The following is a 24,185-nucleotide window of genomic DNA, read 5'->3' on the forward strand; positions in this document are numbered from 1 at the left end:
TCGTCCGGCATCAGAACTGGCCGGGCGGCAGCTTGAAGATGTCGGGGCTCTTGGCGTCGGCCACGTAGAACAGCAGCAGGCTGGTCGGGGTCAGCACACGCTGGTTGTTCTCCTTGTTCTCGAACGTGCCCTGCAGAAGCAGGATCACCGAGCGATCCTTGGCATCGCTGCCGCGGAACATCACGATGCCGCCGGCAACCGGCATGTTCATCGCGATCGAATCGGGCTTGAAGCCTTCGCCCATGAAATGGGCGCGCAGGATGTTGGCGTTGGAGAACAGCTTCTCCGGCGTTATCGCCGTGTCGGTCCCCTTCGACCAGACCGAGCCGACCTGGATCAGCGACTTGGACTTGTAGCCGAACACATAAGAGAGCTCGGCAGTCCCGCCGTTCGGCAGCAGCTCGGGAACGGAGAGCAGCAGACTGTGCGTCAGCTCGGACGCGTTGTCCTGCGCCCTGATCGCGTCGGGCTTGGCGCTGAAGTCCTTGGTCATCGCCGCGCGCACGTCGGCTTCGTTCATGCCGAATTTGGCGGAGCGGAAGCCGTCGATCGCCTTGGCCGTCTTGTCGTCCGCACCGGCGGTCGGCGTCTCGGTCGCAGCAGCGACCGGCGCACCGGCGGCGGCAGCCGGCGCCGCACCGGCAGCGGCGGCTCTGGGTGCCGGCGCAGCCTTCTGCTTCGGCACTACTCCCTGAGCAGCGAGCGGCCCGGCCGCAACAGAGGTCAGCAGGCCCACGAGGGCCGGAAGAAGATAGATTTTGCGCATCGAAAACCTTCGAAACAAACCCTGAAACAACGCTTCAAAAAATCAGCCGCTCAGAGATCGACTTCTCCGCACCGTCGTCTCAACGAGACGGAAAATGTTGCAACGCCACAATGCGTTGCAGATCGTCACGGAGCAGACAAAGCTCGAAACAGCGACTCTTTGGCGGGGTAGGAATACGGTATCGGACTGCCGAATGCTGCGAATGAACATTCATAAGCGCATTTTTTCATCAATTGTGGACACCGCCCTTTCGCGTTAAGCATCCGGCTGGGACAGACCATCGTGCAAAGAATTCCATGACCGAACGGCCTTCCGCGTTCGCGCTCGATCGCCGCGGCTTCATTCGCCTCGCAGGCACAACCGCCGCAGGCTGGATTGCGCTCGGCGCAACGTCAGATCGCATGCGGATCGTTGCCTCGCTGACGGGATTGCCGCTCGACGACGAACTGACCAGACGGAGCATGACCGACAGCCCGACCTCCCGCCTGGGTGGTCTCATCGTCGGCTTGAGGCAGCGAGGCTGGGTCGAAGGCGTCAACTTCCGCCTCGAACTTCGTTCGACCTTCGGCGGACCGGACAAGCTCAAGACCGCGGTCCAGGAGTTGCTCGAGCTCAAGCCGGACGTGATCCTGACCGGCTCGACCATCGAAACCGCCGCAGTCTTTGCCGCCACCAAAACCATCCCGATCGTTTTCGCGACCGCCAACGATCCCGTCGGCAACGGCTTCGTCGAAAGCCTCGCGCATCCCGGCGGCAACGTCACCGGCTTCACCAACAGCACCGCCGAAATGGGCGGCAAATGGCTTCAGCTCATCAGGGAGGCGGTGCCGGGTCTCGCGCGCGTCGGCGTCCTTTTCAACCCGGCGACCACGCCCCGCGCCGGGCGCTTCTTCCTCGAATCGATCGAGCAGGAGGCCGCGACATCAGGGGTGTCCGTGGCCCCCGCGCCCGTCAACGCGCCAACGGACATCGACGAAACCATCAGGCGCTTTTCCGAACCGCCCAAGGCGGCGCTGGTTGCGCTGGTCGATAGCTTCCTCGTGGTCCACCGTCAGGCGGTCGTGGCGGCGGCGGCCAAGCATCGCGTCCCCACGATCTATCCGTTCCATTATTTCATGGATGCGGGCGGACTGATGAGCTACGGGCCGACGCTGGAGGTGCGCTCGGCCGACTACGTCGATCTCATCCTGCGCGGCACCAAGGCCGGGGATCTGCCGGTGCAATCGCCGCGGAAATACGAACTGCTGATCAACCGCACGGTCGCCCGCTCGCTCGGATTGAACATTCCATTCACGCTGCTGGCGCGCGCCGACGAGATCCGCGAGTGAACGAGGCGATCGACCAGGGACATTTGCGGACGCCCCCGGGCCGGTTGTTCCGAAAATATCTCTACTCGATCGTCGCCCTCGCCTTTGCCGCACTCGCCATCAACACCGGCTTCGACGTCTGGTTCTCCTATCGCGAGCAGAAGCAGCTTCTCGCGGCGACCCAGCGCGAGCAGGCAGCAAGCGCGGCCATCCAGATCGGCCAGTTCATCGGCCAGATCGAAAGCCAGATCAGATGGCTCTCGCGGCTGCCTCCGGAGCTGTCGAGCAACGAAGACGACCGCCTGAACGCCATCCGGCTCCTGCGCCTCTCGCCCGCGATCGCGGAGATTGCCGAGCTCGATTCGCAGGGCCGCGAGCAGGTGCGCGTGTCGCGCCGTGTCGCGGACAGGGTCGGCAGCAAGGCCGATCTCTCGGCCTCGCCGGCCTTCCGCGGTGCCAATGAAAGCCGGGCCTATTACGGGCCGGTCTACTTCCTCGGCGACACCGAGCCGTTCATGACGCTCGCCACGCGCGGGACCGGGCGGAATCCCAATGTGATCGTGGCCGACGTCAATCTGCGCTTCATCTGGGACCTCGTTGCCGGGATCAGGGTCGGCAACACCGGCAAGGCCTATGTGGTCGACCGCATGGGAGTCCTGATCGCGCATCCCGATCTGTGGCCGGCGCTGCAACGGACCGATCTCTCCGGGCATGCCGACGTGCGCGCCGCACTCGACGGCGTGGGGCCGCCTTCGGGCGGCCTGGTCAAGGGGGATCTGTCAGGCCAGCGCGTGCTCTCGACCTATGCGACGGTCCCCTCGCTCGGCTGGCTGGTGTTCGTCGAGCTTCCGCTCAGCGAGGCCTACGCCCCGATCTATGCATCGATCGGACGCGCGACCTTTCTCCTGGTCGTCCTGCTCGCCTGCGCGGTCCTGGTGTCCCTCTGGCTGAGCCGGCGCATGACCGTGCCGATCCAAATCCTGACGCAGGGCGCGCGGCGGATCGGCAGCGGCGATCTCGGCCTGCGGCTCGCGATCAAGACCGGCGACGAGCTGGAAGCGCTCGGCGACCAGTTCAACCGGATGGCCGCTCACTTGCGCGAATCCTACGCGACGCTCGAGCGCAAGGTGATCGAGCGCACCTCGGAGCTCGAAAAGACCCGCGACCACGCCCTGGCCGAGCATGACGCGGCCGAGCGCGCGCGCAGGGCCGCCGTGCTGGCCAACGAGACCAAGTCGCGCTTCCTCGCCGTCGTCAGCCACGAGCTGCGCACGCCGCTGAACGGCGTCATGGGCGTGCTGCAGCTGCTCGACGACGGCAGCCTCGGCGAGGCCCAGCGCCGCCACCTCGCGACTGCGGAGGCATCGGGCGAAACGCTGATCGCGCTGGTCGATGCCATCCTGGAATATGCCCGCCTGGAGGCCAGCACCGAAACGCTGGAGACGCGCGACTTCCGCCTCCACCAGCTGATTGAGACCGCCGCGGAGCTGATGTGTCCGCAAGCCTTCGGCAAGGGCCTGACCTTCGACCTCGCCTGCGATGCGACGGTCGACACATCCGTGCACGGCGATCCGGTCAGGCTCAACCGCATCCTGCTCAATCTGATCGGCAATGCCATCAAGTTCACCCCGCACGGCGGGATTGCGCTCGCGGCGGCCGCCGAGCAACGCGACGATCATGTCCTGCTGCGCATCACCGTTCGCGATACCGGCATCGGCATCGCGCCCGACATGCACGAGCGCATCTTCGACGATTTCGTCCAGGCCGACGACAGCATCGCGCGGCGGTTCGGCGGCACCGGCCTCGGACTGGCGATCGCACGCCGGCTCACGCGCCTGATGCGCGGCGAGCTGACGGTGGAGAGCACGCCGGGCGCGGGCAGCACGTTCACGCTTCAGGTGCCGCTCGGCCTCGCCGCAAGCGGCGTGGCGCAAGGCGCGGTCCCGCCGCCGTCGCGGCAGCTCCGCGTGCTGCTGGTCGACGACGATCCCGTCAATTGCGAGGTCGGCGAAGCCATTCTGAACCGGCTCGGCCATCGCGCGACGATCGCGAGAGACGGCGCTTCGGCCATTGCGCTCGCGCGCGATCAGGCGTTCGACATCATCCTGATGGACCTGCACATGCCCGACATGGACGGCGTCGAGGCGGCGTCGCGGATCGGCAAGCTCGGTCTGCCGAAAATGCCGCGCATCATCGCCGTGACCGCCGACGTGTCCACCAGTGCCCGCGAGCGACTCGCAAGCGCCGGCATCGCCAAGGTCGTGAGCAAGCCGATCGTGATCAACGCGCTGCGCGAGGCGATCGAGGACGCCCCGGATGAGCCGGCCGCGGCGCAACTCGCTGCAGGCGCATTGATCGACCGGCATTTCCTCGACGACCAGCGCGAGCTGCTCGGCCCCGCGCAAATCGAAAAGCTCCATCATTTGTTGGGGGAGACCAGCGGCAAGCTGATCGCAGACATCGCCAAGGCGGCAGCGATTGGCGATCACAAGGAGCTCGCGCGATCCGCGCACCAGCTCGGCAGCACCGCCGGCGCGCTCGGCCTCGTCCGCATGTTCGAGCGCAGCCGCGAGATCGAACTGGCGGCGCCCTCGATGTCCCCACCCGAATGCCAGAGCGCCGCACGCGAGCTCGCCGCGCTTCGAGATGCCTCGATGAGTGCGCTCGACGATCTGCTCCGGCCCGCCGAGCAGCGTTCGGCCAGCTAAGCGGTGTTCCCATAAATCGGGGTGCTTGGGTCAGGCACGGCTGATGACCGGTAATCTGCCAATAGTGGTGGAATGGTGGATCTCGCCAGAGGTCGCAGAAGGGCCACAAGCGGACGGCAGGGAAGGCCCGCTCAGTCGAAAGTTGAAGTAAACCTTCGAACAATCTCCGCAATCCGAGGCCGCGTAAATCTGTCTACCGGGTTGATGCTGCGGTCGTCATCACGATAGAACTCGCCCGCGTCGAAGGCCAAGTAAACGTCCCAAAATAGAGGAGGCAAATCCGGCTCCCGCCCCATAAGGCCCATCAGTTCGTTTACGACCCGATCACAGAAATCGAAATCAAGGGTACCTTTGTTAAATCCTGACGCCAGTTCGAGCGCCAACGCATCGTACAACACATCCCTAGCTAACCCGCTCTGCCCGCTCCATTGATCCAGAACGGTATGGTTCAACAAGGGTTGCGGCTCAGGCCCTTCAAGCACATTCTCAGCCTTATGACTTGCGTTAAGCGAAGCAATCATTTCCTCTATGATGGACATCTGCTGGATAGCCCCGCACGAATTTTCAGCTAAGGCTACCCTGTACCATAAGAAAGCAGGCTTGGAGCTTAACGTCCGTTTCGGGTCAAAATGCGAAGAACTCAGCGCGAGCAAATCCAGTGGCTACGCCCAAATAAGCAGACGCTGATGGCGAGCGGAGCCGACATATCCCGGCCCGGCTCTTCCGCGCGGATCATTTCGGCCGGCCTGACGCCGCCTCCTCCTCGCGCCCAAACCGCTCCACCAGAAAATCGATGAACAGCCGCACCTTCACCGACAGATGCCGCGTCGGCGGATAGACCGCGTAGAGCGCGAGCGGCGGTGCGGAATAATTGTCCAGCACCGTCCGCAGCTCGCCCTTCCGTAACGCATCGGCCGCGATGAACTCCGGTAGCAGCGCGAGCCCCCTGCCCTTGATCGCGACGTCGCGCAGCACTTCGGCGTTGTTGACGCAGAGCGACCAGGCCGGCTGGATCCAGTGATCACCGTCGCTGCCTGTGAGCTTCCACTGATTGCCGGTCAGCAGGAAGCCGTAGGTGAGCGAGGCATGCTCGCGCAGGTCCTGCGGATGCTTTGGCGTGCCGTGACGCGCGAGATAATCGGGCGAAGCGCAGATCATGCGCGCCACCGGCATGATTTTTCGCGCGATCAAACTCGAGGATTCCAATTCCGCGATCCGCAGCGTCACGTCAAAGCCGTCCTGGACGGGATCGAGCAGATCGTCGCTGAGCACGATTTGGAGCTGAAGGTCGCCATAGCGCGCCATGAAATCGGCGAGCACCGGTCCAAGCCGCATCGTGCCGAACGACATCGGCGCGTTGACCCGCAACAGGCCGCGCGGCGCCGACTGGGCCTGCGCCACCGCCTGGTCGGCGGCCTCGATCTCCGAGAGGATCACGACCGCGCGCTCGAAATAGCGCTGGCCGTTCTCGGTCGGGCTGGCGTGGCGGGTGGTCCGGTTCAGAAGCTGGACGCCGAGGCTCTCCTCGAGGTCGGCGATGTATTTGCTGATCGCCGAGCGCGACAGCCGCAGCTGCCGGCCCGCCTCGGCAAAACTGCCGCTTTCGACCACCTTCACGAAGGCCCGGAGGCTGGCGACCTTATCCAATGGCCGGCCCCGGCGATTGTTTCCAAATCGTAGACATAGACGTCATATTTGCATGGATTGTCTCCAATCCAAAGCGGAACGATATTTCCACCCAGAGCAAGACCGCTCCCCGAATTCTGGAGGACGACAATGTCTGGACTGCACCACGTCACCGCGATCGCCGGCGATCCCATCCGCAATTTCGGCTTCTACACCCGGGATCTCGGCCTGCGCTTCGTCAAGAAGACGGTCAATTTCGACGATCCCGGCACCTATCACTTCTATTACGGCGACGAGACCGGCCGCCCCGGCACCATCCTGACTTTCTTCCCCTGGGCCGGCGTTCCGGCCGGACGCCGTGGCGTCGGCGAGACCCATCAGACCGCCTTCCGCGTGCCGCAGCGCTCGCTCGGCTACTGGACGCAGCGCTTCACCGAGAAGGGCATTGCCTACGAGGCGCTGGAGAAGCGTTTTGGCGAGTCCGTACTGCCGTTCACCGACCCTGACGGCATGGCGCTCGCGCTTGTGGGTGTCCCCGGCGCCGAGACCGAGCCCGGCTGGAGCAATGGCGACGTGCCGGCCGAGCACGCGATCCGCGGCTTCCACGGCGTGACCTTGCTGCTCGACAGCGCCGCGAAGACGGCTTCCGTGCTCACCGACGTGTTCGGCTTCAAGGAGACCGGACGCGAGGGCTCGGTGATCCGCTTCAAGGCGCCGGGCGATGCCGAAGGCAGCGTCGTCGACATCTACGAAGCCAAGGGCTTCTTGCGCGGACATCAGGGCGGCGGCTCCGTCCACCACATCGCCTTCCGCGCGGCCGATGACGCCGAGCAGGGCCGGATGGCGCAAAAGCTCGTGAGCAATCACGGCCTGCATCCGACCGAGCAGAGGGACCGCAACTACTTCCGCTCGATCTACTTCCGCGAGCCCGGCGGCGTGCTGTTCGAGATCGCGACCGATATCCCCGGCTTCGCCGTCGACGAACCGGTCGCGACGCTGGGACGTGATCTGAAGCTGCCGAGCTTCCTCGAAGCACAGCGCAAGCAGATCGAAAATGTTCTGCCGAGCCTGGAAGAAAGCGCGTCATGACCGAGAGCACATTCATCCATCGTTTCGAGCCCGCGACCAGCGCGGGCTCCCCTCCGCTGCTGCTGTTGCACGGCACCGGCGGTGACGAGAACGACCTGCTCGGGCTCGGCAAGATGATCTCGCCCGGCTCCGCGCTGCTCTCGCCGCGCGGCCGCGTGCTCGAGCACGGCATGCCGCGCTTCTTCCGCCGTCTCGCCGAGGGCGTGTTCGACGAGGACGACGTGCGCCGGCGCGCGCTGGAGCTCGGCGACTTCGTCGCGGATGCGCGGAAGCAATACGGCATCGCCGCGCCGGTTGCGGTCGGCTTCTCCAACGGCGCCAACATCGCAGCCGCGCTGTTGCTGCTGAAGCCAGACGTCCTGGCAGGCGCGATCCTGCTGCGTGCCATGGTGCCGCTGTCGGATCCGCCGAAGGCGGAGCTTGGCGGCAAGCCGATTCTGCTGCTGTCCGGGCAGTCCGATCCGATCGTGCCGGCGAGCAATTCGGCAAAGCTTGCGGCGCTGTTGTCGGAAGCCGGAGCGCGTGTCGACCACAAGGTCCTGCCGGCGGGCCATCAATTGTCGCAGGCCGACGTCACGCTGGCCCGCAACTGGATCGGCAGCGTCGACGCCAAAGCGGCATGAACCAACGAGCGGCGCATCGTTCACGAACGATGCGCCGCCCATTCGCCTCGCGAACTGTCAGGCAGATTTTCGAAGTGGTTGTTTCTTCGGTTGCGGTCTCGCCGCGCGGCCAATGGCGGCGATCGCCTCCATCTCGTCGACGAGGCCGGACCGATCGATATCGACTTTCATGGCCTCGCCGAGCAGACGGGCCGCCTTCCTGAATTGCGGCTCTGCAATCAATCGGTTCACCGCCGCGGCAATTTCCGCTTCGGAGGCGGTTGGAGGCAATTGAAGCCCTGCCCCCTTCGCTTCGACGCGCGCGGCGTTGGCAGCCTGGTCCCGCCCCATCGGCAGGATGAGCTGCGGCAGTCCGTTGATGAGTGAACGCGTGGTCGTTCCGTGGCCGCCTTGCGAGATCACCACGGAAACATCCTTCATGACGAGGTCATGGGGAGCGCCGCGGACCAAATGCACATTGTTCGGAGCCCTGAGATCGGCGACGTCGACATTGGGACCGGATGTTGCAAGGGCATCGATCTCGACCGCTTCCATCGCTGTGATAATGCGCTGAAACAGTTCGCGCTGACCTTGCGCGCCCGTGCTGCACGCGATCAGCCCACGAGGACGACCCGACCGAGCCGACCATGGCGCTCGCCACGCCTCTGTCTGCCGAGATTTGGACCAATTCGGCACATCGAGCAACGGTCCGACGTATCGGAAATTCTCGGGCAGCGAGTCAGCTTGAAAGTCGAACGCTCGACTCGTCGCGAGCAAAAGCCGGTTGGCCCGATCGAACAGATCGTAGACATCTGCCAGAAGCGGAAGACCCAAATCGGCACGCGCGCGGTTGAGACTTGGCAGAAACACATTGAGTGTTTCGGCCAGCCTGGCATTTGCGGCGTCGACTTCGGCGCGCTCTTCCGGCGTTTTCGGTTGCCTCAACCCGCTGGTGGCCGGCGGCATTCCCGGCAGGGGCCGAATGCTGACATGAGGGGACAGCAGAGCGAAAGGCACGCCTGACGCCTCCGCCCCGAGCGCAGCACCAAACAGCACGTCAAGCACGAGAACGGCATCCGTCGGCATACGGCCGATCTCATCCCGGACATCGGCCGCATAGAGCGCGGCAGGATCAAAGACGGCCTGGCGTAGAAAGTCCTTCACATCCGAGACGTCCACCGGATCCGCAGCCTTTCCGGTCGGGGCGCGGCGCCATGCTACAAATGCAAAGCCGGAGGCCTCGACTTCAGCGCGCATCGCCGGATCCGCCATCACCCGAATATGATGTCCATTCCGGTGCAACCTCCGCGCCGCAGTCAGCAGCGGGCTCAAGTTCCCGAGGGTCCCCCACGACGCCAGCAGAAAATTATAAGACATCGTAGAACCTCTTTCGCCACAGGGATGAATTCGCTGGTGCAATCCATCCTGGGCGCAGGCTTCCGGACGGACGCTTGGCCGCGCCTGTGTCCGCGCGGGCCACGCCAAGAATGGCGGGGCGCGCGCTACCGAACGATGTCTCCTCAGAGTGAGATGGTTACAGCTGTAGGGAGAGGAAGGCCGCTTAAGGGCGCATCGGGTGGGGGCAAACGTAGTCCATCAGTTCAGAACGCGAATTTGTCCGCTAAGGGCCAGGACCGGAAGTGGGCCGACGTGCGCTTGCGATAGTGCTTAGCCACTCGTTTCGGTTGCCCGCCCCTTCTTCAGTGCAATAATTCAGGGCGTCCAGCACGAGGCAGGAACCGCAGTCAGTCGCCGCCCCCGCTCCAATTGACAGTCAATCCGACCGCTGAGTTTTCCTCCGGGCTCGCGAGCCAATACCCGTTTGCCTGGACGAGCTTGAGGAAGCGTCGCGCTTGCTCTTCCGGCAAAGAGCCGGCAGCTGAACTCGATATCTCCTGCAGAAACCGCGCCATCTTTGTTGTTGTCACGCATATGATCGAAGCAGCCAGTTGCGACGAGTTTCTCCAAGCGTGCTTGGCACCGTCTCGCACATCGAAGACATCGCCCGGTCCAAGCTCCTCCCAGCGGTCTCCGTGAAGAGCATTTATGCTCCCGGACACCACGTAAAACGTCTCTCGATCGGCGTGACTATGCATCGGCACCACCGCGCCCGCGGGCAGGGTACATCGGATGAGACAGTAGTCTCCTGCATTATCGGAAACCTCAGTGAGATACTCGTTCATCGGACGCAAGTGTTGCTGCGGGGAAAACACTTCTTGAGCATTGATTGCGCTCGTCGAGCGACGATCATTCGGATTGAGATTGTCAGGCATCGCCAGAGACCTCTTACATGATGCTGCAGGCAAGACACTTGCAGATGACGCTCGGCTTGTTGACCGCAGCAGTTTGACACCATCGCCACCAGAGCGCCGTCAGATCGGCACAAGGATTGCTGTGCTGGTCCAATCACTCTCTCGAGCGGTTGACATCTAGAACAATGAGGAATGAACGTGGAGTGGCTGGCACTCCCTTTCCGATGCGGTGACGCGCACTCCTTCAACGAACAGGAGCGCGTCATTTCCCAGCAACGGCTGGGAACACATTTTTGTGTGCCGCTGTTGCGGCATTCAGACTTGTGCGCACTTGCGGTAAAGAGGTCGCCTCATTCCTTGGTTGCGAAAGGGAAAGCGAGATGCCCTACGCGCATTTCTCCCGAATGTTCCGCCTTCGATTTGGGTGCAGCCCAAGCGTAGCCTCGGCCGCGCATGTCCGAGCTGGTTCAAATTGAGAAGACATCGGTGCGAGCAAGTGTTTTCCGGCTAGCCCTCGAACGCAGAGATTTCAACTGACGGTCGGCATGTCTCAGAAGAACCCAGGAACGGTCACCAGTTTGAGCGGGCATTCAGTCAAAGCGATGTTGGCGCCAGTCCGGGTTGAGCGCAGGTTGGCGGCGATAGTGGCTGCTGACGTGGCTGGCTATTCGCGGCTGATGCACGAGAATGAAGAGGCGACCTACGCCAAGGTGACGGCGCTCCTCGCGGACGCTGTCGCACCGGCAGTCGCCGAACACGGCGGCCGCATCGTGAAGAACATCGGCGACGGCTTCTTGGCGGAGTTTCCGAGCGCTGTCGAAGCCGTCCGAACTGCGGTGCAGTTTCAGACCCGCATCGGGGAACTGACAATCGATGACGCGGAAGACAGGCGTATTGCTTTCCGTGTGGGTGTCAACATCGGTGACGTCATCGTTGAGCCTCATGACATCTTTGGAGACGGCGTTAACATCGCTGCGCGGCTTGAGGGCATCGCTGAGCCCGGCGGTATCTGCATCTCGTCCGCCGCCTACGATCAAATCCGAGACAAGGTCGAGGTTGAGTTTGCCGATCTTGGCGAGCAGAACCTCAAAAACATCGACCGTCCAGTGCGAGCCTACGCTGTGCTCCAGGAAGGACCTAACCCGCCGGTACAAGCCGACCGCGCGAGACCGGCCGTGCTTCCAGCGCCACGACTTTCGATCGTCGTCCTGCCTTTCATGAACCTCGGGGGCGATACCGAGCAGGATTATTTTGTCGACGGTGTGACTGAGAACCTCACGACGGACCTGTCGCGCATCAGTGGCGCATTTGTAATCGGCCGACACACCGCATTCACCTATAAGAACAAAGTGATTGATCTCAAACAGATCGGTCGCGAGTTGAATGTTCGCTATCTGCTCGAGGGCTCCGTGCAGCGTGGCGGCAATCGGCTTCGAGTAAATGTGCAGCTGATTGACGCGGAAACCGGGTCGCATCTATGGGCCGAACGCTTCGACAAGCCTGTCACCGACCTTTTCGATACGCAGGACGAAATCGTAGCAAGGCTCGCCAATGCGCTGGACGCCCAGCTTATCGCGGTTGAGGCGCGCCGAGCGGAACGTTCGCGGCATCCCGATGCGATGGACTTCTATTTCCGAGGCGTGGCCTTGTGGAACAAGGGGATCACGTCCGAATCGATGGCACAAGCCCGCAGCTTTTTTGAACGAGCCTTGGCGCTCGATCCCGGAAATATCGGAGCGATGGTCGGTGTGGGGTTGGTGGATGCGTCCATCGGAGCGATCTTCCTGGCCGACGACCGGGCCGCGCATCTCGCGGCAGCCGAGACGACGTTGACAAAGGCGCTGTCTCTCGCGCCGAACCACGCCTTGGCCCACATGATATTAGGGGTAGTCCAGATTTTTACGAATCGTGCGATTCAAGGCATCGCCGAATGCGAGCGAGCGTTGGCGTTGGATCGAAATCTGGCTAACGCGCACGCGGCCATCGGTTTCGCCATGAATTCTCTCGGTCGCGGCGCAGAGACTGAGGCCCATGTCAACGAAGCGCTCCGCCTCTCTCCTCGCGACATCTCCGCCTTCCGGTGGCTGCAGATGGTCGGCTTCGCCAAAGTGCAGCTCAATGCCGACGCCGAAGCAGTAACTTGGTTCCGTCGAAGTCTCGAGGCCAACCGAAATTATCCGATCACGCATTTTGGATTCGCCGCCGTCCTGGCGCTGCTCGGCTCGCTGGATGAGGCTCGGGCCGCTGCGAAGGCAGGACTTGCGCTTGATCCAAGCTTTACCATCCGCCGGTTTCGCCTCGGCGCAGCGAGTGATAATCCCACCCACCTCGCCGGACGCGAACGCGTCTATGAAGGTATGCGTTTGGCCGAGGTACCGGAGGGATGATGTCTGGTATGGGTCACAAGCCGAAATCAGCATCGAGCAACGCCACGTCCGCGAAGGGCCACAAGCCGACATTGCATACTGCGCCGTTGATGGGAATTGGAATGAGACCAGTATTTCCCGGCAACCGCAGCACTCATGGGGGGAGACCCATGATGGAGCAAGCTCGCATGACCCTTTTGAGGTGTTCCGGCCTGTAAAATCGAGCGAGCTTTGGAACGAGTGTGGAGACGCGGAGAGCCGGCCTCGCTTCCACCAGGCGTGCACCGATCATCCGGGCTTCCTCGACCCTTCCAGACATTGCGTGGCATGCCGCCAGAATGAATTGTGCGTTGAGATAGTTGGGCCGGTGCAGCACAGCCGACTTGGCCCATGATGCCCCGTCCTCGTATCGATCCGTCAGGAAATGCGCAAACGCTATGCCGGTCTGCGTCAGAAAAAGAAACGGATCCATCGGGCTTAGACGCCCCCCGGCGTGGAACTGCTTAAGCGCCGCCTCTATGTCGCCGCGCCGTATGTGTTCCCAGCCGATGGTATACCGTGCGACAGCCAGGTTCGGGTTAAGTTCATACGCTCGGGAGACGAGGGCCACGCCATCGTCCATCTCATATAATACGGCGCCAATTGCCTGCCCGGCTCTCACGAGTACGGTTGGATCATCCTTATCGAGCTCGATCGCACGCCTCGCCAACCGTCGGGTGTCGTTCAGTTCCTGATCAGCGTCGATGGTCCAGCCGAAGATCTTTCGTTGCAGATAGCAATAAGCACCAAGCGCGTATGCTGAGGCCAATCCGGGATCGATCTCGACCGCAAGACGGATCAGTCTGAGGGCTTCAATGTTTTGTTCGCGCGTGAATTCATAGAAGCTCGAGAGTGCACGCAGATAGTAGTCGTAGGCCTGAAGATTTTCGGTTGGCTTGCGTTTTGCGCGCTCTATCTCGGCGCGCTCCAATTGAGGAAAGAGTGCGCTAATCACGCTACTCGTCACTTGGTCCTGCAGATCGAAGATATCTTTGAGCTGGCTGTCGAACCGGTCCGCCCAGAGATGAGCACCCGTCGTGGCCTCGATCAACTGCCCGGCAATGCGAACCCGATCGCCGGATTTGCGCACACTGCCTTCGAGCACATACCGAACGCCCAGCTCGCGCCCGACCTGCCTGATGTCGATAGCCTTGCCTTTGTAGGTAAAAGTGGACTGTCGCGCGATGACGAACAACGATTTGGACCTTGAAAGGCCAGTGATGATGTCCTCGACCATGCCGTCGGCGAAATACTCCTGCTCCGGATCGGAGCTCAGGTTGGTGAATGGCAGAACGGCCAGCGACGGTTTGTCGGGAAGTGGGAGGGCGGGTTTAGCCGTCTCCTTCTGGATTTCTGTGACCGCCACAGTGGGGGCGCCGTCAGCCTCATGCACCATACCGATAAAGCGATAGCCCTTCCTTGGCAGCGTCTTGATCAACCGCTGTTTCTCCCCGGAATCGCCAATTGCGGACCGGGCGGCATTCAGGCGGGTCGTCAGCGCGGCATCCGATACGCACCGCCCCTTCCAAATGGTTGTGATGAGCTCATCCTTGCAAACCACGCGCTCACGGTTGCGGATGAGGTAGTCCAGAAAGTCAAAGGTCTGTGGCGCCAGGGCAACGACGTTTGTGTCGCGGTACAGCTCGCGGCGGCCGGAATCCAGTTGGTAGTCTTCGAAGAGATAGCGCAAGACGCGAAATCCCTTGGACGGTCTCCGGTCAGGCCCGGCAACACTTGGAAAACAAAGAATAAGCTGTCCGTAAGGAAAATGTAAGCAGCAGATCAAGCGTGCCGGGCCGGATTTTGGCAGCATGCCAGGGTGGAAACACGGTGCCCGAGGATACTGCGATGAGCATGATTTATCAGACAACGGGCTTGGTCCAGACGGCAGACTCCCAGCGACGCAATGTCAGCGTTTTCAAGAATTGCTGGAACGCTTTTCAAGAGTGGCGGAAATGGGAGCGGCTGCGGCGCGATCTTTGCCACCTAAGTGATCAGGAGCTGAAGGATATCGGGATGACGTATGGCGAGATCGACTACGTGGCCTCGAACCAAAATACTGACCCGCGAGGCATACGATCGGTCGGATGATGTCGACCTCCGGCAGCGGTGGACGGAACGTCGGAAATTGGGCGACGCGAGCCGCTTGGCGGCCCAGATACCGGCTTGCGCTTAGTCAAAGGCCAACACCGCGCCAACGCCCCAACACGCCAGCTTGGGGTCGCAAGCCGAAATCAGCATCGAGCAACGCCACGTCTGCGACGGGCCACAAGCGGACCTTGGCCAGCATCACTCGATCACCTCAGATTGCTTAGTTGGCTGCGCGCACAATGGCCGGTGGCTGCCATGAGCCCCCACCGGCCGGCAGGATCGAAGGCGCCGTTGTCTTCGGCCAATATAAACGCATCACGAGGTAGATTTCGTCATTCGGCGCCGGCAACCAATTGGATTCCTTGTCGACGCCGGGCGAATCTTTTTGGATATACAACGTGAGAGAGCCGTCGGCATTCTTCTTCATGTCCGGCAGCATCGGCGAGTTGATCAGGTAGCGGTTGATCGGATTCTCGATCAGCAATTGGCTCTTGCCATCATACATCGTCACCGACCAGAAAGCCTCTACCGGCGGGAATTGTCCGGCGGAAAAAGTGATTGTGTACTTGTGCTTGGAACCATCGAGCACCTCGCCATCAGCAAGCGCCTTCGTCATTGGATAGACGGCCTCGATTGCGTCGTTGCCATAGATGCCGCCCTTGGCTGCGGCAGCGCGCTTCAGCCAGTCGCCGCTGTAGAATTGCCGGTCTCCGAACAGCGATCCGATTTTCCAGCCATTTACGTCTTTCTGTCCACTAGCAAGATACTTTTCAACTTTCTCTTCGCCGTCCTTCATCCCTAGCCCGATTTCAATCTTGTGGGTCAGCGGAAGATCCTTGAAGTCGAAGGTCTTTCCGGGGCCGACGCCGATGCGCGTGAGCTTGGCGCGGATTTCCTTTTCCTCCGGCCCGGCCGGCGCAAATTGGAGAGCGAAGTCGAGATACTCGAAGAAGTTCTTCTTCACCAACTCCGCATTAGCCTTGGGAAAGTCGACGGCCGCTGCAGCGGGGGGCGCGGGCTGCTTGAGGTAGGCCGACAGGGGCTGCACCTTATAGCCGGCCTGGACCTTCTCAACGTTCGGCATATCTGCCGGATGGAAGAGCTGGGTGCGGTAGGCGGCGGCGGAAAATTGTGTCGAGGAGTGAAACATCTTCTTGATGCCAGGCGGAGTGGCACCCTGCCAGTTCGGCCCAACCACCATATAATCTCCGGCCTCGCTTCCGGTCGCGCGGCTACCGATATATCCGTAATTGAACGTGTTGCCGTCGCAAAGCATCACTGAATAGTAGCGACTCTTGTCAACAGCCGGCACGGAAAGAACGATCGGCTCGGCGCGCAGATCGAGCCATAACAGCGAATAGGGCGTGTCGCTATTGGGAGTTATTACGGCCGTGTCCTTGTATGTATAGACACGCGCCTCGTTTTTGATCTGGTTGAACGGCGCCTTGAATTGCCCAGAGTTCCTGTCGACGGCATATTCGTACATGACGGCGTAGTTCATCACGATCGGCAGCCCGTAGATGAAGCCTTCTTCGGCGATGGCTTTGGCCTCGCGGATGTCAGGCCATTCCGCCTGCGACACACTTGGCGTCAGTGCGAATATCGAGCCCGTCAGAGCGGCGGCCAATACACTTGATCGAATGTTCATGTGAACCACCCACGCGCGAAAGGGCGCCAAATAGACACCCGGGAAGCTGGGTCATCATTTCACGAAATAGTCTCAGCGGACTACGGAAAAACGAACGGCTTGCATCTGTGAGGCCAAATCGCGCTGAACTACAATCGAAATCCGATTTCATGAGCATTTTCCAATACGTTGATGCTCATTCGTTCGGAAAATGTCCGCTGTGGGTCAAAAGCCGACACCGCGCCAATGCCCCAACACGCCAGCTTGGGGTCACAAGTCGAAATCAGCATCGAGCAACGCCGCGCCTGCGAAGGGCCAAGAGCGGCCGTTGCACACCAGCCCATGAACAAGAGAGGTCGCCTCGCGAACGACCTCTCCTTCGTGTCCGGCAATGTATGCTTGTCGCGATCAGCTTTTTTGAACGGCGGCCGCGGCTTTGCGTATCACGTCGATAACCACATTTGGCTGGGAGAGCATCGGCACGTGGCTGCTCGCCACCTCGGTGACCGTCGCTCCCATGCGCTTCGACACCCAGCGTTGCAGATCCGGATGCACAGTATGGTCTTGCGTGGCCAGAATGTACCAGCTCGGCTTCGACCTCCACGCGATCTTGTCGGCGCTGAGCTTCTGTTGCTGGAACAGATTGTAGACGGGCGCATAATGGGTGGCCCAAACCAGCTTCTGGTCTTCCTCGGAGAGGTCTCCTGCGAAGAACTCGGTGCCGCTCGGAAGCATCCAGGCACGCCCATCGGCGACCTCGACGCGGGAGAAAATATCCGACGGATACTTGTCGAGCTGGTCCTGCACGGTCTCGCCGGCATCCGGAGCGACCGCTGCAATGTAGACGAGACCGACCACGCGCTCATCGGTGCCCGCGCCCGTGATGGTGGCGCCGCCATACGAATGGCCAACGAGAAGGACCGGGCTGCCAACACGATTGAGTGTGCGCTTCACCGTCGCCAGGTCCTCCTCGTAGGAGTCCAGGCCATATTGAACGGCGATCACTTCGTACCCGTCGGCCTGCAATGCAGGAATGACTTTGCTGAAACAGGAGCCATCGGCCCAAATCCCGTGACAGAAAACGATCGTTGGCTTGGTTTGCGCAGACATACTGCTTTTCCTTTTTTTGCACGAACTTCAGCGATGGAGGGCATTGGAAGACTTAGAACCCGGTCGCCGGGGCCCCCATTGCGAAAGTCAGACTATTCGTTCATAAATGGCCGATTAGCCGTCTTTCGTTCGGTTCTTTCGCGATCCAAAGTCCTGAATGACAACGATTCTAGAAAGAACGGCCGGTCTGCTGGCCTTCGTGCGGACGGTTGACGCGGGTTCTTTCGCCGGCGCCGCGCGATCGATCGGCGCCAGCCCCTCAGCGGTATCGAAAAGCGTTTCGCGCCTCGAACAACGCCTCGGCGTGCGCTTGCTGCAGCGCTCAACGCGCACACTCAGCCCAACGTCCGAAGGCGCCGCTTACTACGAGCACGTCGCTCCCCATCTGCGCGCGATAGAGGAAGCCGACGACGTCGTGCAGGTTCCAGGAAACGTCCGTGGCGTGCTTCGGGTCACTGTGCCGAGTACATTTGGACGCCCGTTGATTTCCGCATGGGCGGGCTCGTTCCTGGAGCGCTATCCGGATATCAAGCTTGATCTCAGCGTCACGGACCGCCGTGTCGATCTCATCCGCGAGGGTTTCGACCTCGCTGTCAGAATTGGCGAATTGGAAGACACAAACCTGATCGGCCGCTCGTTAGGTGTCCTGCAATATGTTCTGGGCGCATCGCCGGAATACCTTCAGCGGCGAGGAATCCCGCAGTCGATCGACGATCTCACGCAGCATGCCTGCCTTCGCCATCTGCTTGGTGGCCGGCCGCAAGCATTTACTTTTGCGGACGGCACACGGGTCATCCCCAATGGCCCCTTCGACAGCGACGATGCTCAGTCGTTGATTGAGGCGGTCATAAGAGGCGTTGGCATCACGCAGTTCATGCGCATCGCAATCGAGGACGAGCTCGCCGCCGGGCGATTGAATGTCGTGCTGCCGGCCATACCGATGTTCACCACACCGGTCTACGTCCTGCACGCATTCGGACGACAACTCCCCCTGCGAGCCCGCCTGTTTATCGATTTTCTTGTCGATGCCTTGGGCGTGTCGCGCAATTTGTCACTCTGAACTTTAGGAACTGGCCAGAAACGGGTCCGACGCGCGAGCAGGGATTTCCGCCTGATCCTCTCGGCCAGTGACATCTAAAGCGCGAGCAAGCCGGGCGGCGGCTTGCGCATGTTGGTCGCCTGCTCATAGGCGTAGGCCAGGCGCAGCAGCTTGTACTCGCTCCAGGCACGGCCCGCGAAGGTAACACCGAGCGGATAGTCAGGCGTGTCCTTGTCGTCTACTCCCGAAATGAAACCGCCCGGCACCATGACGCTGGGATATCCCGCCTTCGCTGATATCACGCAGCCTGCGGCGCCGGGAAACAGCACCGCGTCGAGCTTGTGCTGGTTCATGTAGGCGTCCATACCGCGCGTCTTGGCGGAGAGCAGGTCCATGGCCCGCGCCGATTTGTACTCGCGCTCGCTGAGATCGCCTCTGGTCATGTTGGCGGCGAGGAACAGGTCCTGGCCGAACCGCAGCGCCGTCTCAGCGTTCGCCTCGTTGAAGGCCACGATGTCGGCCATGGTCTTCATCTCTGTGTTCGTCGCCCAATCGCTGAGGTAGAGATTGAGATCGTGCTTCAGCTCGTAGAGGAAGACGATCGGCGGCGTCGCCGGATTACCCCTATTGCGACTCAGGGGATTGCGATTGAGCACGTTCATGCTCGTACCCGGCCCGCCGATCCAGCCAGATGTTGGCATGTTGGCACGCACGATGATGGCGCCCAGATCCTCCAGCACCTTGATCGCGTCGACCATCACCTTGGCCGACCTTGGCGGCAACTTGCCGTAGTAGCGATCGTTCAGCGGATCGGCCGGGTCGCTCGGCACGCCGATGCGCGCGCCCTTCATCGCGTCGGTCGCGAGGTCGGCGGTGTAGTCGACCGGCCGCCGCTGCCGCTCGGTCGCGGGGTCGAGTGGGTCTTCGGCTGCCAGCACGTTCAACAGCATCGCCGCGTCGCGCACCGTGCGCGTCATCGGTCCTGCAGTGTCCTGGCTGTGCGCGATCGGCACAATCCCGGCCCGACTGACCAGCCCAACGGTCGGCTTCACGGTGACTAGGCCGTTTTGGCTGGCAGGATACAGCAGCGAGCCCGACGTCTCGGTGCCGATCGATGCTGCGCACAGGCCGGCCGCCACGGCGACGGCCGAGCCCGCGCTCGATCCGCCCGGCGGCACGACCGGGATGCCGCGATCATCCATCAGCGCCGGCGCGTAAGGGTTCTTCACCTGACCGCCGAGCGACGAATAGCCCGCGGGCATGTCGGCGGCGAGAATGTTGGCGAACTCCGTCAGGTTCGCCTTGCCCAGGATCACCGCACCGGCCTTTCGCAGCAGCTTGACGATTGTCGCGTCTCTCCTGGCGCGCGCGCCCTCCAGCGCCAGCGAGCCCGCCGTCGTCGGCTGCTTGTCGCCGGTCGCGATGTTGTCCTTCACCAGGATCGGGATGCCCGCCAACGGCCGCTTGGCCGATGGCTTGGCGTCGTCGAGCTTGCCCGCGATCCCAAGCGCGTCGGGATTGAGCGCGCGCACGGAGTTGAGCGCGGGCCCGTTGCGGTCATAAGCTTCGATGCGCGCGAGGTAAGCTTTGGTCAGCGCCGTGGCAGTGACCTGCCCGCTGGCCAGCCCATGAGCGATATCGCTCATCGGCGCATTGTCGAGCTTCAGGGTGATCGGTGCTTCAGCGCTGACGACAGCCGCGGCGATGCCGGCATCGCCGCGGGATGGCTTCTTCATGGCGTGCCTCGCCTGACGGCGCGTCCCGAACCATGACGCCGCGATGGTTCTATATTGCCGGTGTTTTGCCCGACGGGTCAACCACATCGCATGGTTCAGCAAGCCATCGAGCGGACCGTGCAAGCCATTGAAATATCTGACCCCGGCTACTGTGCATGGGGTTGTTTTTCAGGTTTTTGTTTTGGGGGGCCCAAAAAGATTGACCTCTCCCGATGGGGAGAGGTCAACGTTGCAGCAGGTTCGACCTGATCGAACGGCCCCTACTCCCAGGACCAGGTCGAGAAATCGTTCTCGTATTGCGGGACGTCCTTCCAGACGCCCTTCAGCTTCTTGTTGGTGATGGTGATGAGCTGGGGCTGGTACAGGAAGCCTGCGACCGCGTCGGTGGCCAGCATCCGCTGGGCATCGCCGAGCAGCTTTGCGCGGCCAGCCTCGTCAGGCGTCGACACAATCTGCTTGTAGAGCGCGTTGAAGGCCTCGTTGTTGTAGCCGAGATAGTAGTCCGGCTCGGTGATCTTGACGAGGTCGAACGGCTCGACATGGCTGACGATGGTGAGGTCGAAATTGTGCGGGCCGTTGCCGGCGAACACCTGCGACAGCCACTGCGCCCATTCGACATTCTCGATCTTGGCGATGATGCCGACCTTGGCGAGCTGCGCCGCCAGGATCTCGCCGCCCTGCCGCGCATAGGACGGCGGCGGCAGCTTCAGCGACAGCTCGAGCGGCGCGGTGACGCCGGCTTCCGCCAGCAGCTTCTTGGCCTTCTCGGGATCGTAGGGGTTGATGCCGGTGGTGTCGACGAAGCCAAGCGCGCCCGGCACGTAGAAGCTGCCGATCGGCGTGCCGAAACCATCAGCCGCGCCGTCGACCATCGCCTTGCGGTCGATCGCGGCGAGGATGGCACGGCGCACGCGGACGTCGTCGAGCGGCTTCTTGCGCTCGTTGATGCCGACGATGGTCTTGGCACGGGAGCCGCCGACCATGACGTTGAAGCGCGGATCAGCCTTGAACTGTCCGATGGCGCGCGCAGCCGCAACGCGCGGGAACGCATCGACGTCGCCCGAGAGCAGCGCCGCGGTCTGCGCGGCCGGATCGGAGATGAAGCGGATCGTCACCTTCGACAGCTTGATCGCGGCGGCGTTGCGATAGTCGGCCCATTTGTTCAGCGTGAGCGAGGACCCCTTGGCCCAGGCCCCGAGCTGATACGGCCCGGTCCCGACCGGCTGCGTGCCGTTGGTGGCTGCGCTCTTCGGCTCGACGATCGAACCGCTCGCCTGTCCGAGCAGGAACGGCAGGTTCGGCTCGGAATACTTCACCGTGATCACGACGGTGTCGGCGTCGGGCGCGTCGACCGTCTCGAAAGCCTGGAACAGGCTCTTGTCCTTGTTGGTGCTGGTCGCGATCGCGTTGCGCTCGAACGAGAACTTCACCGCCGCGGAATCGAACGGCTCGCCGTTCTGGAATTTGACGCCCTTGCGCAGCTTGAACGTGTAGGTCTTCAGGTCGGGCGACGCCGTCCAGCGCTCGGCCAGCAGGGGCGAGACGGAGCCGTCCTCGTTGATCTTGGTCAGCGTCTCATAGATGTTGTAGAGCGTCACTTCGGCGATCGCGGCCGCGGCGGCAATGGTGGGATCGAGCCCCGGCGGCTCCAGCGCCATCGCCATGACGACGCTGTCCTTCTTGCTCTGCGCCTGCACCGGCAGCGGTGCTGCGACAAGCGCGGCGGCAAATGCGACGATCGATAATTTCCTGAGCATGCGTAACTCCCCGGCCTTCTCTTGTCTCAGCCTACGCCAATTCCATGGGGGACACTAACCTTCCATGGCCGCGTGCGGCAATGCCATCACCGCCTCCGCCTTGTGGCAGGCGGCGAGATGGGCTTCTCCGACCTTGCGTAGCAAGGGCGGAACCTCGCGGCAATGCTGGTCGGCGAGCGGACAGCGCGCGACATAGGGGCATCCGGCAGCGGCCGCCGATTGCGAGGCGATCGCCTGGGCCCCGCGCCGGCGCCGGCCGCCGCCGGCGCGCGCCCGCGGCACGGCATCCAATAGCGCCCGCGTATAGGGATGGGCACAGCGCTCGAACAGGTCCTCCGGCCTGCCCTGCTCGACGATCCGGCCGAGATACATCACCGCGACCTCGTCGCAGAGATAGTCGACCACGGCGAGGTCGTGGCTGATCAGGATGTAGCTCAGGCCGAACTGCTCCTGGAGGTCCTGCATCAAATTGAGCACCTGCGCCTGCACGGAGACGTCGAGCGCGGAAACCGGCTCGTCGGCGACGATGAGCTTCGGCTGGGTGATCAGCGCGCGCGCGATCGCGATGCGCTGGCGCTGGCCGCCGGAAAATTCGTGCGGATATTTGTCCATGTCGGCATCGCGCAGGCCGACCTGCCGCAGCACCGCGGAGACGCGAGCGCGGAAAGTGGTGCGGTCGGCATCTTCCAGCACGGTGAGCGGCTCGGCGACGATGCGCGCGATGGTCTGGCGCGGATCGAGCGACCCGTAAGGATCCTGGAACACCATCTGGAAATCGCGGCGCGCGCGGCGAAGCTCGTCGGCCGAGATGCGGTTGAGATCGCGCCCGAGCAGCGCGACCTGCCCCGACGTCGGTCGCTCCAGCGCCATCACCACCCGCGCGAAGGTCGACTTGCCCGAACCGGACTCGCCGACGACGCCGAGGCTCTTGCCGGCATCGACCCGCACGCTGACGCCGTTGAGCGCGCGCACCTGGCCCGGCGGACGGAACAGGCTTTCGCGCGGCAGCGTGTAGCGCTGCTCGAGATTTTTGACGTCGAGAAGCGGCGCTGCGGTCATGCCGGCAGCGCTCCGACATTCGCGGCCATGGAGACATCGGTGCGCACACAGCGCACGCCGTGACCGGGACCGACTTCGACCATCGGCGGCAGCGCCACGCGGCACTTGTCCTCGACCAGCGGACAGCGGTCGCCGAACGTGCAGCCGGCAGGCAAGTCCGCAAGTTCGGGCACCGTGCCCGAAATCGTCGTCAGCCGCGTCCCCTTGCGCGCGCCGAGTTTCGGCCGGGCGCGGAACAGGCCCTGCGTGTAGGGATGGCCCATCCGGCGGAACACCTCGTCGGTCGGCCCGCTCTCGACGACCGTGCCGCCATACATCACCATCATGCGCTGCACGTTCTCGGCGATGACGCCGAGATCGTGCGAGATCAGGATCATCGACATGCCGCGCTCCTCGACGAGATCGGCGATGAGGTCGAGGATCTGGCCCTGGATGGTGACGTCGAGCGCCGTAGTCGGCTCGTCCGCGATCAGGAGGTCGGGCTCGCAGGCCAGCGCCATCGCGATGGTGACGCGCTGGCGCTGACCGCCGGAGAACTGATGCGGATAGGCGTCGATCCGCCTTGCGGGATCGGGCAGTCCGACGCGGTCGAGCAAGGCGATCGCTTCACGCCGCGCCTGCGCCGCCGAATATTTCTTGTGACGCCGCAGCGGCTCGGCAACCTGATGGCCGATCGTGTGCATCGGGTTGAGCGCGGTCATCGGCTCCTGGAAGATCATGCTGATGCGGTTGCCGCGCAGCTTGCAATAGTCCGCATCGGAAAGCCCCGCGAGCTCGCCGCCATCAAGTTTGATGCTGCCGGTCACGACAGCACTGTCCGGCAAGAGGCCCATCAGCGACAGCGCCGTCACCGACTTGCCGCAGCCGGATTCGCCGACGAGACCCAGCGTCTCGCCGCGCTTGAGGGTGAAGCTGACGCCGCGCACGGCCTGTGCCGGTCCGCGGCTGGTGTTGAGGCGAACGCCGAGATTGGCGACTTCGATCAGCGGCAGGGTTGAGCGCTCCCCCATC

The 24,185-nt window shown here is 62.6% G+C and carries 19 protein-coding genes; 7 read left to right on the top strand and 12 right to left on the bottom strand.

The window, feature by feature from the left end; translation table 11 throughout:
• Positions 1 to 10: 10 nt before the first annotated feature.
• Positions 11 to 766 (bottom strand): hypothetical protein, encoded by a 756-nt coding sequence (locus IVB46_RS23215; RefSeq protein ID WP_247308724.1) that lies wholly within the window; start codon positions 764 to 766, stop codon positions 11 to 13.
• A gap of 296 nt (positions 767 to 1,062) precedes the next feature.
• Here IVB46_RS23215 and IVB46_RS23220 point away from each other — a divergent pair, with 296 nt between their 5' ends.
• The gene (locus tag IVB46_RS23220; protein WP_247308722.1) at positions 1,063 to 2,094 is read left to right on the top strand and encodes an ABC transporter substrate-binding protein; all 1,032 of its coding nucleotides are present in this window, start codon (positions 1,063 to 1,065) and stop codon (positions 2,092 to 2,094) included.
• On the top strand, positions 2,091 to 4,781 hold the full coding sequence (locus tag IVB46_RS23225) for a hybrid sensor histidine kinase/response regulator (protein WP_247343532.1): 2,691 nt from the start codon (positions 2,091 to 2,093) through the stop codon (positions 4,779 to 4,781). The genes IVB46_RS23220 and IVB46_RS23225 overlap by 4 nt, the downstream gene beginning before the upstream one ends.
• Before the next feature lie 131 nt (positions 4,782 to 4,912).
• Here IVB46_RS23225 and IVB46_RS23230 read toward each other — a convergent pair whose 3' ends face one another.
• A complete protein-coding gene (locus tag IVB46_RS23230; RefSeq protein ID WP_247308718.1) occupies positions 4,913 to 5,320 on the bottom strand; it encodes a hypothetical protein in 408 nt (135 codons plus the stop codon).
• A gap of 193 nt (positions 5,321 to 5,513) precedes the next feature.
• Positions 5,514 to 6,428: a LysR family transcriptional regulator gene (locus IVB46_RS23235; RefSeq protein WP_247308716.1), complete on the bottom strand. Its 915-nt coding sequence runs from the start codon at positions 6,426 to 6,428 to the stop codon at positions 5,514 to 5,516.
• A gap of 129 nt (positions 6,429 to 6,557) precedes the next feature.
• Here IVB46_RS23235 and IVB46_RS23240 point away from each other — a divergent pair, with 129 nt between their 5' ends.
• Positions 6,558 to 7,496: a ring-cleaving dioxygenase gene (locus tag IVB46_RS23240; protein WP_247308714.1), complete on the top strand. Its 939-nt coding sequence runs from the start codon at positions 6,558 to 6,560 to the stop codon at positions 7,494 to 7,496.
• Complete coding sequence (locus IVB46_RS23245; protein WP_247308712.1) at positions 7,493 to 8,119, top strand: alpha/beta hydrolase; 627 nt, start codon at positions 7,493 to 7,495, stop codon at positions 8,117 to 8,119. The genes IVB46_RS23240 and IVB46_RS23245 overlap by 4 nt, the downstream gene beginning before the upstream one ends.
• A gap of 57 nt (positions 8,120 to 8,176) precedes the next feature.
• Here IVB46_RS23245 and IVB46_RS23250 read toward each other — a convergent pair whose 3' ends face one another.
• Both IVB46_RS23250 and IVB46_RS23255 read right to left on the bottom strand, forming a co-directional pair.
• Complete coding sequence (locus IVB46_RS23250; RefSeq protein ID WP_247308710.1) at positions 8,177 to 9,475, bottom strand: glycosyltransferase; 1,299 nt, start codon at positions 9,473 to 9,475, stop codon at positions 8,177 to 8,179.
• A gap of 368 nt (positions 9,476 to 9,843) precedes the next feature.
• Positions 9,844 to 10,371, bottom strand: coding sequence for a cupin domain-containing protein (locus IVB46_RS23255; RefSeq protein ID WP_208085882.1), 528 nt, complete (start codon positions 10,369 to 10,371; stop codon positions 9,844 to 9,846).
• 581 nt (positions 10,372 to 10,952) lie between these two features.
• Here IVB46_RS23255 and IVB46_RS23260 point away from each other — a divergent pair.
• Complete coding sequence (locus tag IVB46_RS23260; protein ID WP_247309116.1) at positions 10,953 to 12,737, top strand: adenylate/guanylate cyclase domain-containing protein; 1,785 nt, start codon at positions 10,953 to 10,955, stop codon at positions 12,735 to 12,737.
• A gap of 133 nt (positions 12,738 to 12,870) precedes the next feature.
• Here the strand turns inward: IVB46_RS23260 and IVB46_RS23265 are convergent, their stop codons facing one another.
• Positions 12,871 to 14,445, bottom strand: a complete 1,575-nt coding sequence (locus IVB46_RS23265; protein WP_247308708.1) for a winged helix-turn-helix domain-containing tetratricopeptide repeat protein — start codon at positions 14,443 to 14,445, stop codon at positions 12,871 to 12,873.
• Positions 14,446 to 14,603: 158 nt separating this feature from the next.
• On the opposite strand from IVB46_RS23265, the gene IVB46_RS23270 reads away from it, so the two are divergent.
• Positions 14,604 to 14,846, top strand: coding sequence for a DUF1127 domain-containing protein (locus tag IVB46_RS23270; RefSeq protein ID WP_247308706.1), 243 nt, complete (start codon positions 14,604 to 14,606; stop codon positions 14,844 to 14,846).
• A gap of 220 nt (positions 14,847 to 15,066) precedes the next feature.
• Here the strand turns inward: IVB46_RS23270 and IVB46_RS23275 are convergent, their stop codons facing one another.
• Both IVB46_RS23275 and IVB46_RS23280 read right to left on the bottom strand, forming a co-directional pair.
• Positions 15,067 to 16,494: a DUF1254 domain-containing protein gene (locus IVB46_RS23275; RefSeq protein WP_247308704.1), complete on the bottom strand. Its 1,428-nt coding sequence runs from the start codon at positions 16,492 to 16,494 to the stop codon at positions 15,067 to 15,069.
• Positions 16,495 to 16,881: 387 nt separating this feature from the next.
• Positions 16,882 to 17,583, bottom strand: a complete 702-nt coding sequence (locus tag IVB46_RS23280) for an alpha/beta hydrolase (RefSeq protein ID WP_247308703.1) — start codon at positions 17,581 to 17,583, stop codon at positions 16,882 to 16,884.
• A gap of 157 nt (positions 17,584 to 17,740) precedes the next feature.
• Here IVB46_RS23280 and IVB46_RS23285 point away from each other — a divergent pair, with 157 nt between their 5' ends.
• Positions 17,741 to 18,643: a LysR family transcriptional regulator gene (locus IVB46_RS23285; protein WP_247308696.1), complete on the top strand. Its 903-nt coding sequence runs from the start codon at positions 17,741 to 17,743 to the stop codon at positions 18,641 to 18,643.
• Between the two features lie 74 nt (positions 18,644 to 18,717).
• Here the strand turns inward: IVB46_RS23285 and IVB46_RS23290 are convergent, their stop codons facing one another.
• The 4 genes from IVB46_RS23290 to IVB46_RS23305 form a co-directional block, all read right to left on the bottom strand.
• Complete coding sequence (locus IVB46_RS23290) at positions 18,718 to 20,358, bottom strand: amidase family protein (RefSeq protein WP_247308694.1); 1,641 nt, start codon at positions 20,356 to 20,358, stop codon at positions 18,718 to 18,720.
• Positions 20,359 to 20,618: 260 nt separating this feature from the next.
• Positions 20,619 to 22,115, bottom strand: coding sequence for an ABC transporter substrate-binding protein (locus IVB46_RS23295; RefSeq protein WP_247308692.1), 1,497 nt, complete (start codon positions 22,113 to 22,115; stop codon positions 20,619 to 20,621).
• 54 nt (positions 22,116 to 22,169) lie between these two features.
• Positions 22,170 to 23,174 (bottom strand): oligopeptide/dipeptide ABC transporter ATP-binding protein, encoded by a 1,005-nt coding sequence (locus IVB46_RS23300; protein ID WP_247308690.1) that lies wholly within the window; start codon positions 23,172 to 23,174, stop codon positions 22,170 to 22,172.
• Positions 23,171 to 24,184: an ABC transporter ATP-binding protein gene (locus IVB46_RS23305; protein ID WP_247308688.1), complete on the bottom strand. Its 1,014-nt coding sequence runs from the start codon at positions 24,182 to 24,184 to the stop codon at positions 23,171 to 23,173. The genes IVB46_RS23300 and IVB46_RS23305 overlap by 4 nt, the downstream gene beginning before the upstream one ends.
• Position 24,185: the final 1 nt, after the last annotated feature.

This window comes from Bradyrhizobium sp. 61 (assembly GCF_023073075.1).
Classification (GTDB): Bacteria; Pseudomonadota; Alphaproteobacteria; order Rhizobiales; family Xanthobacteraceae; genus Bradyrhizobium; species Bradyrhizobium barranii.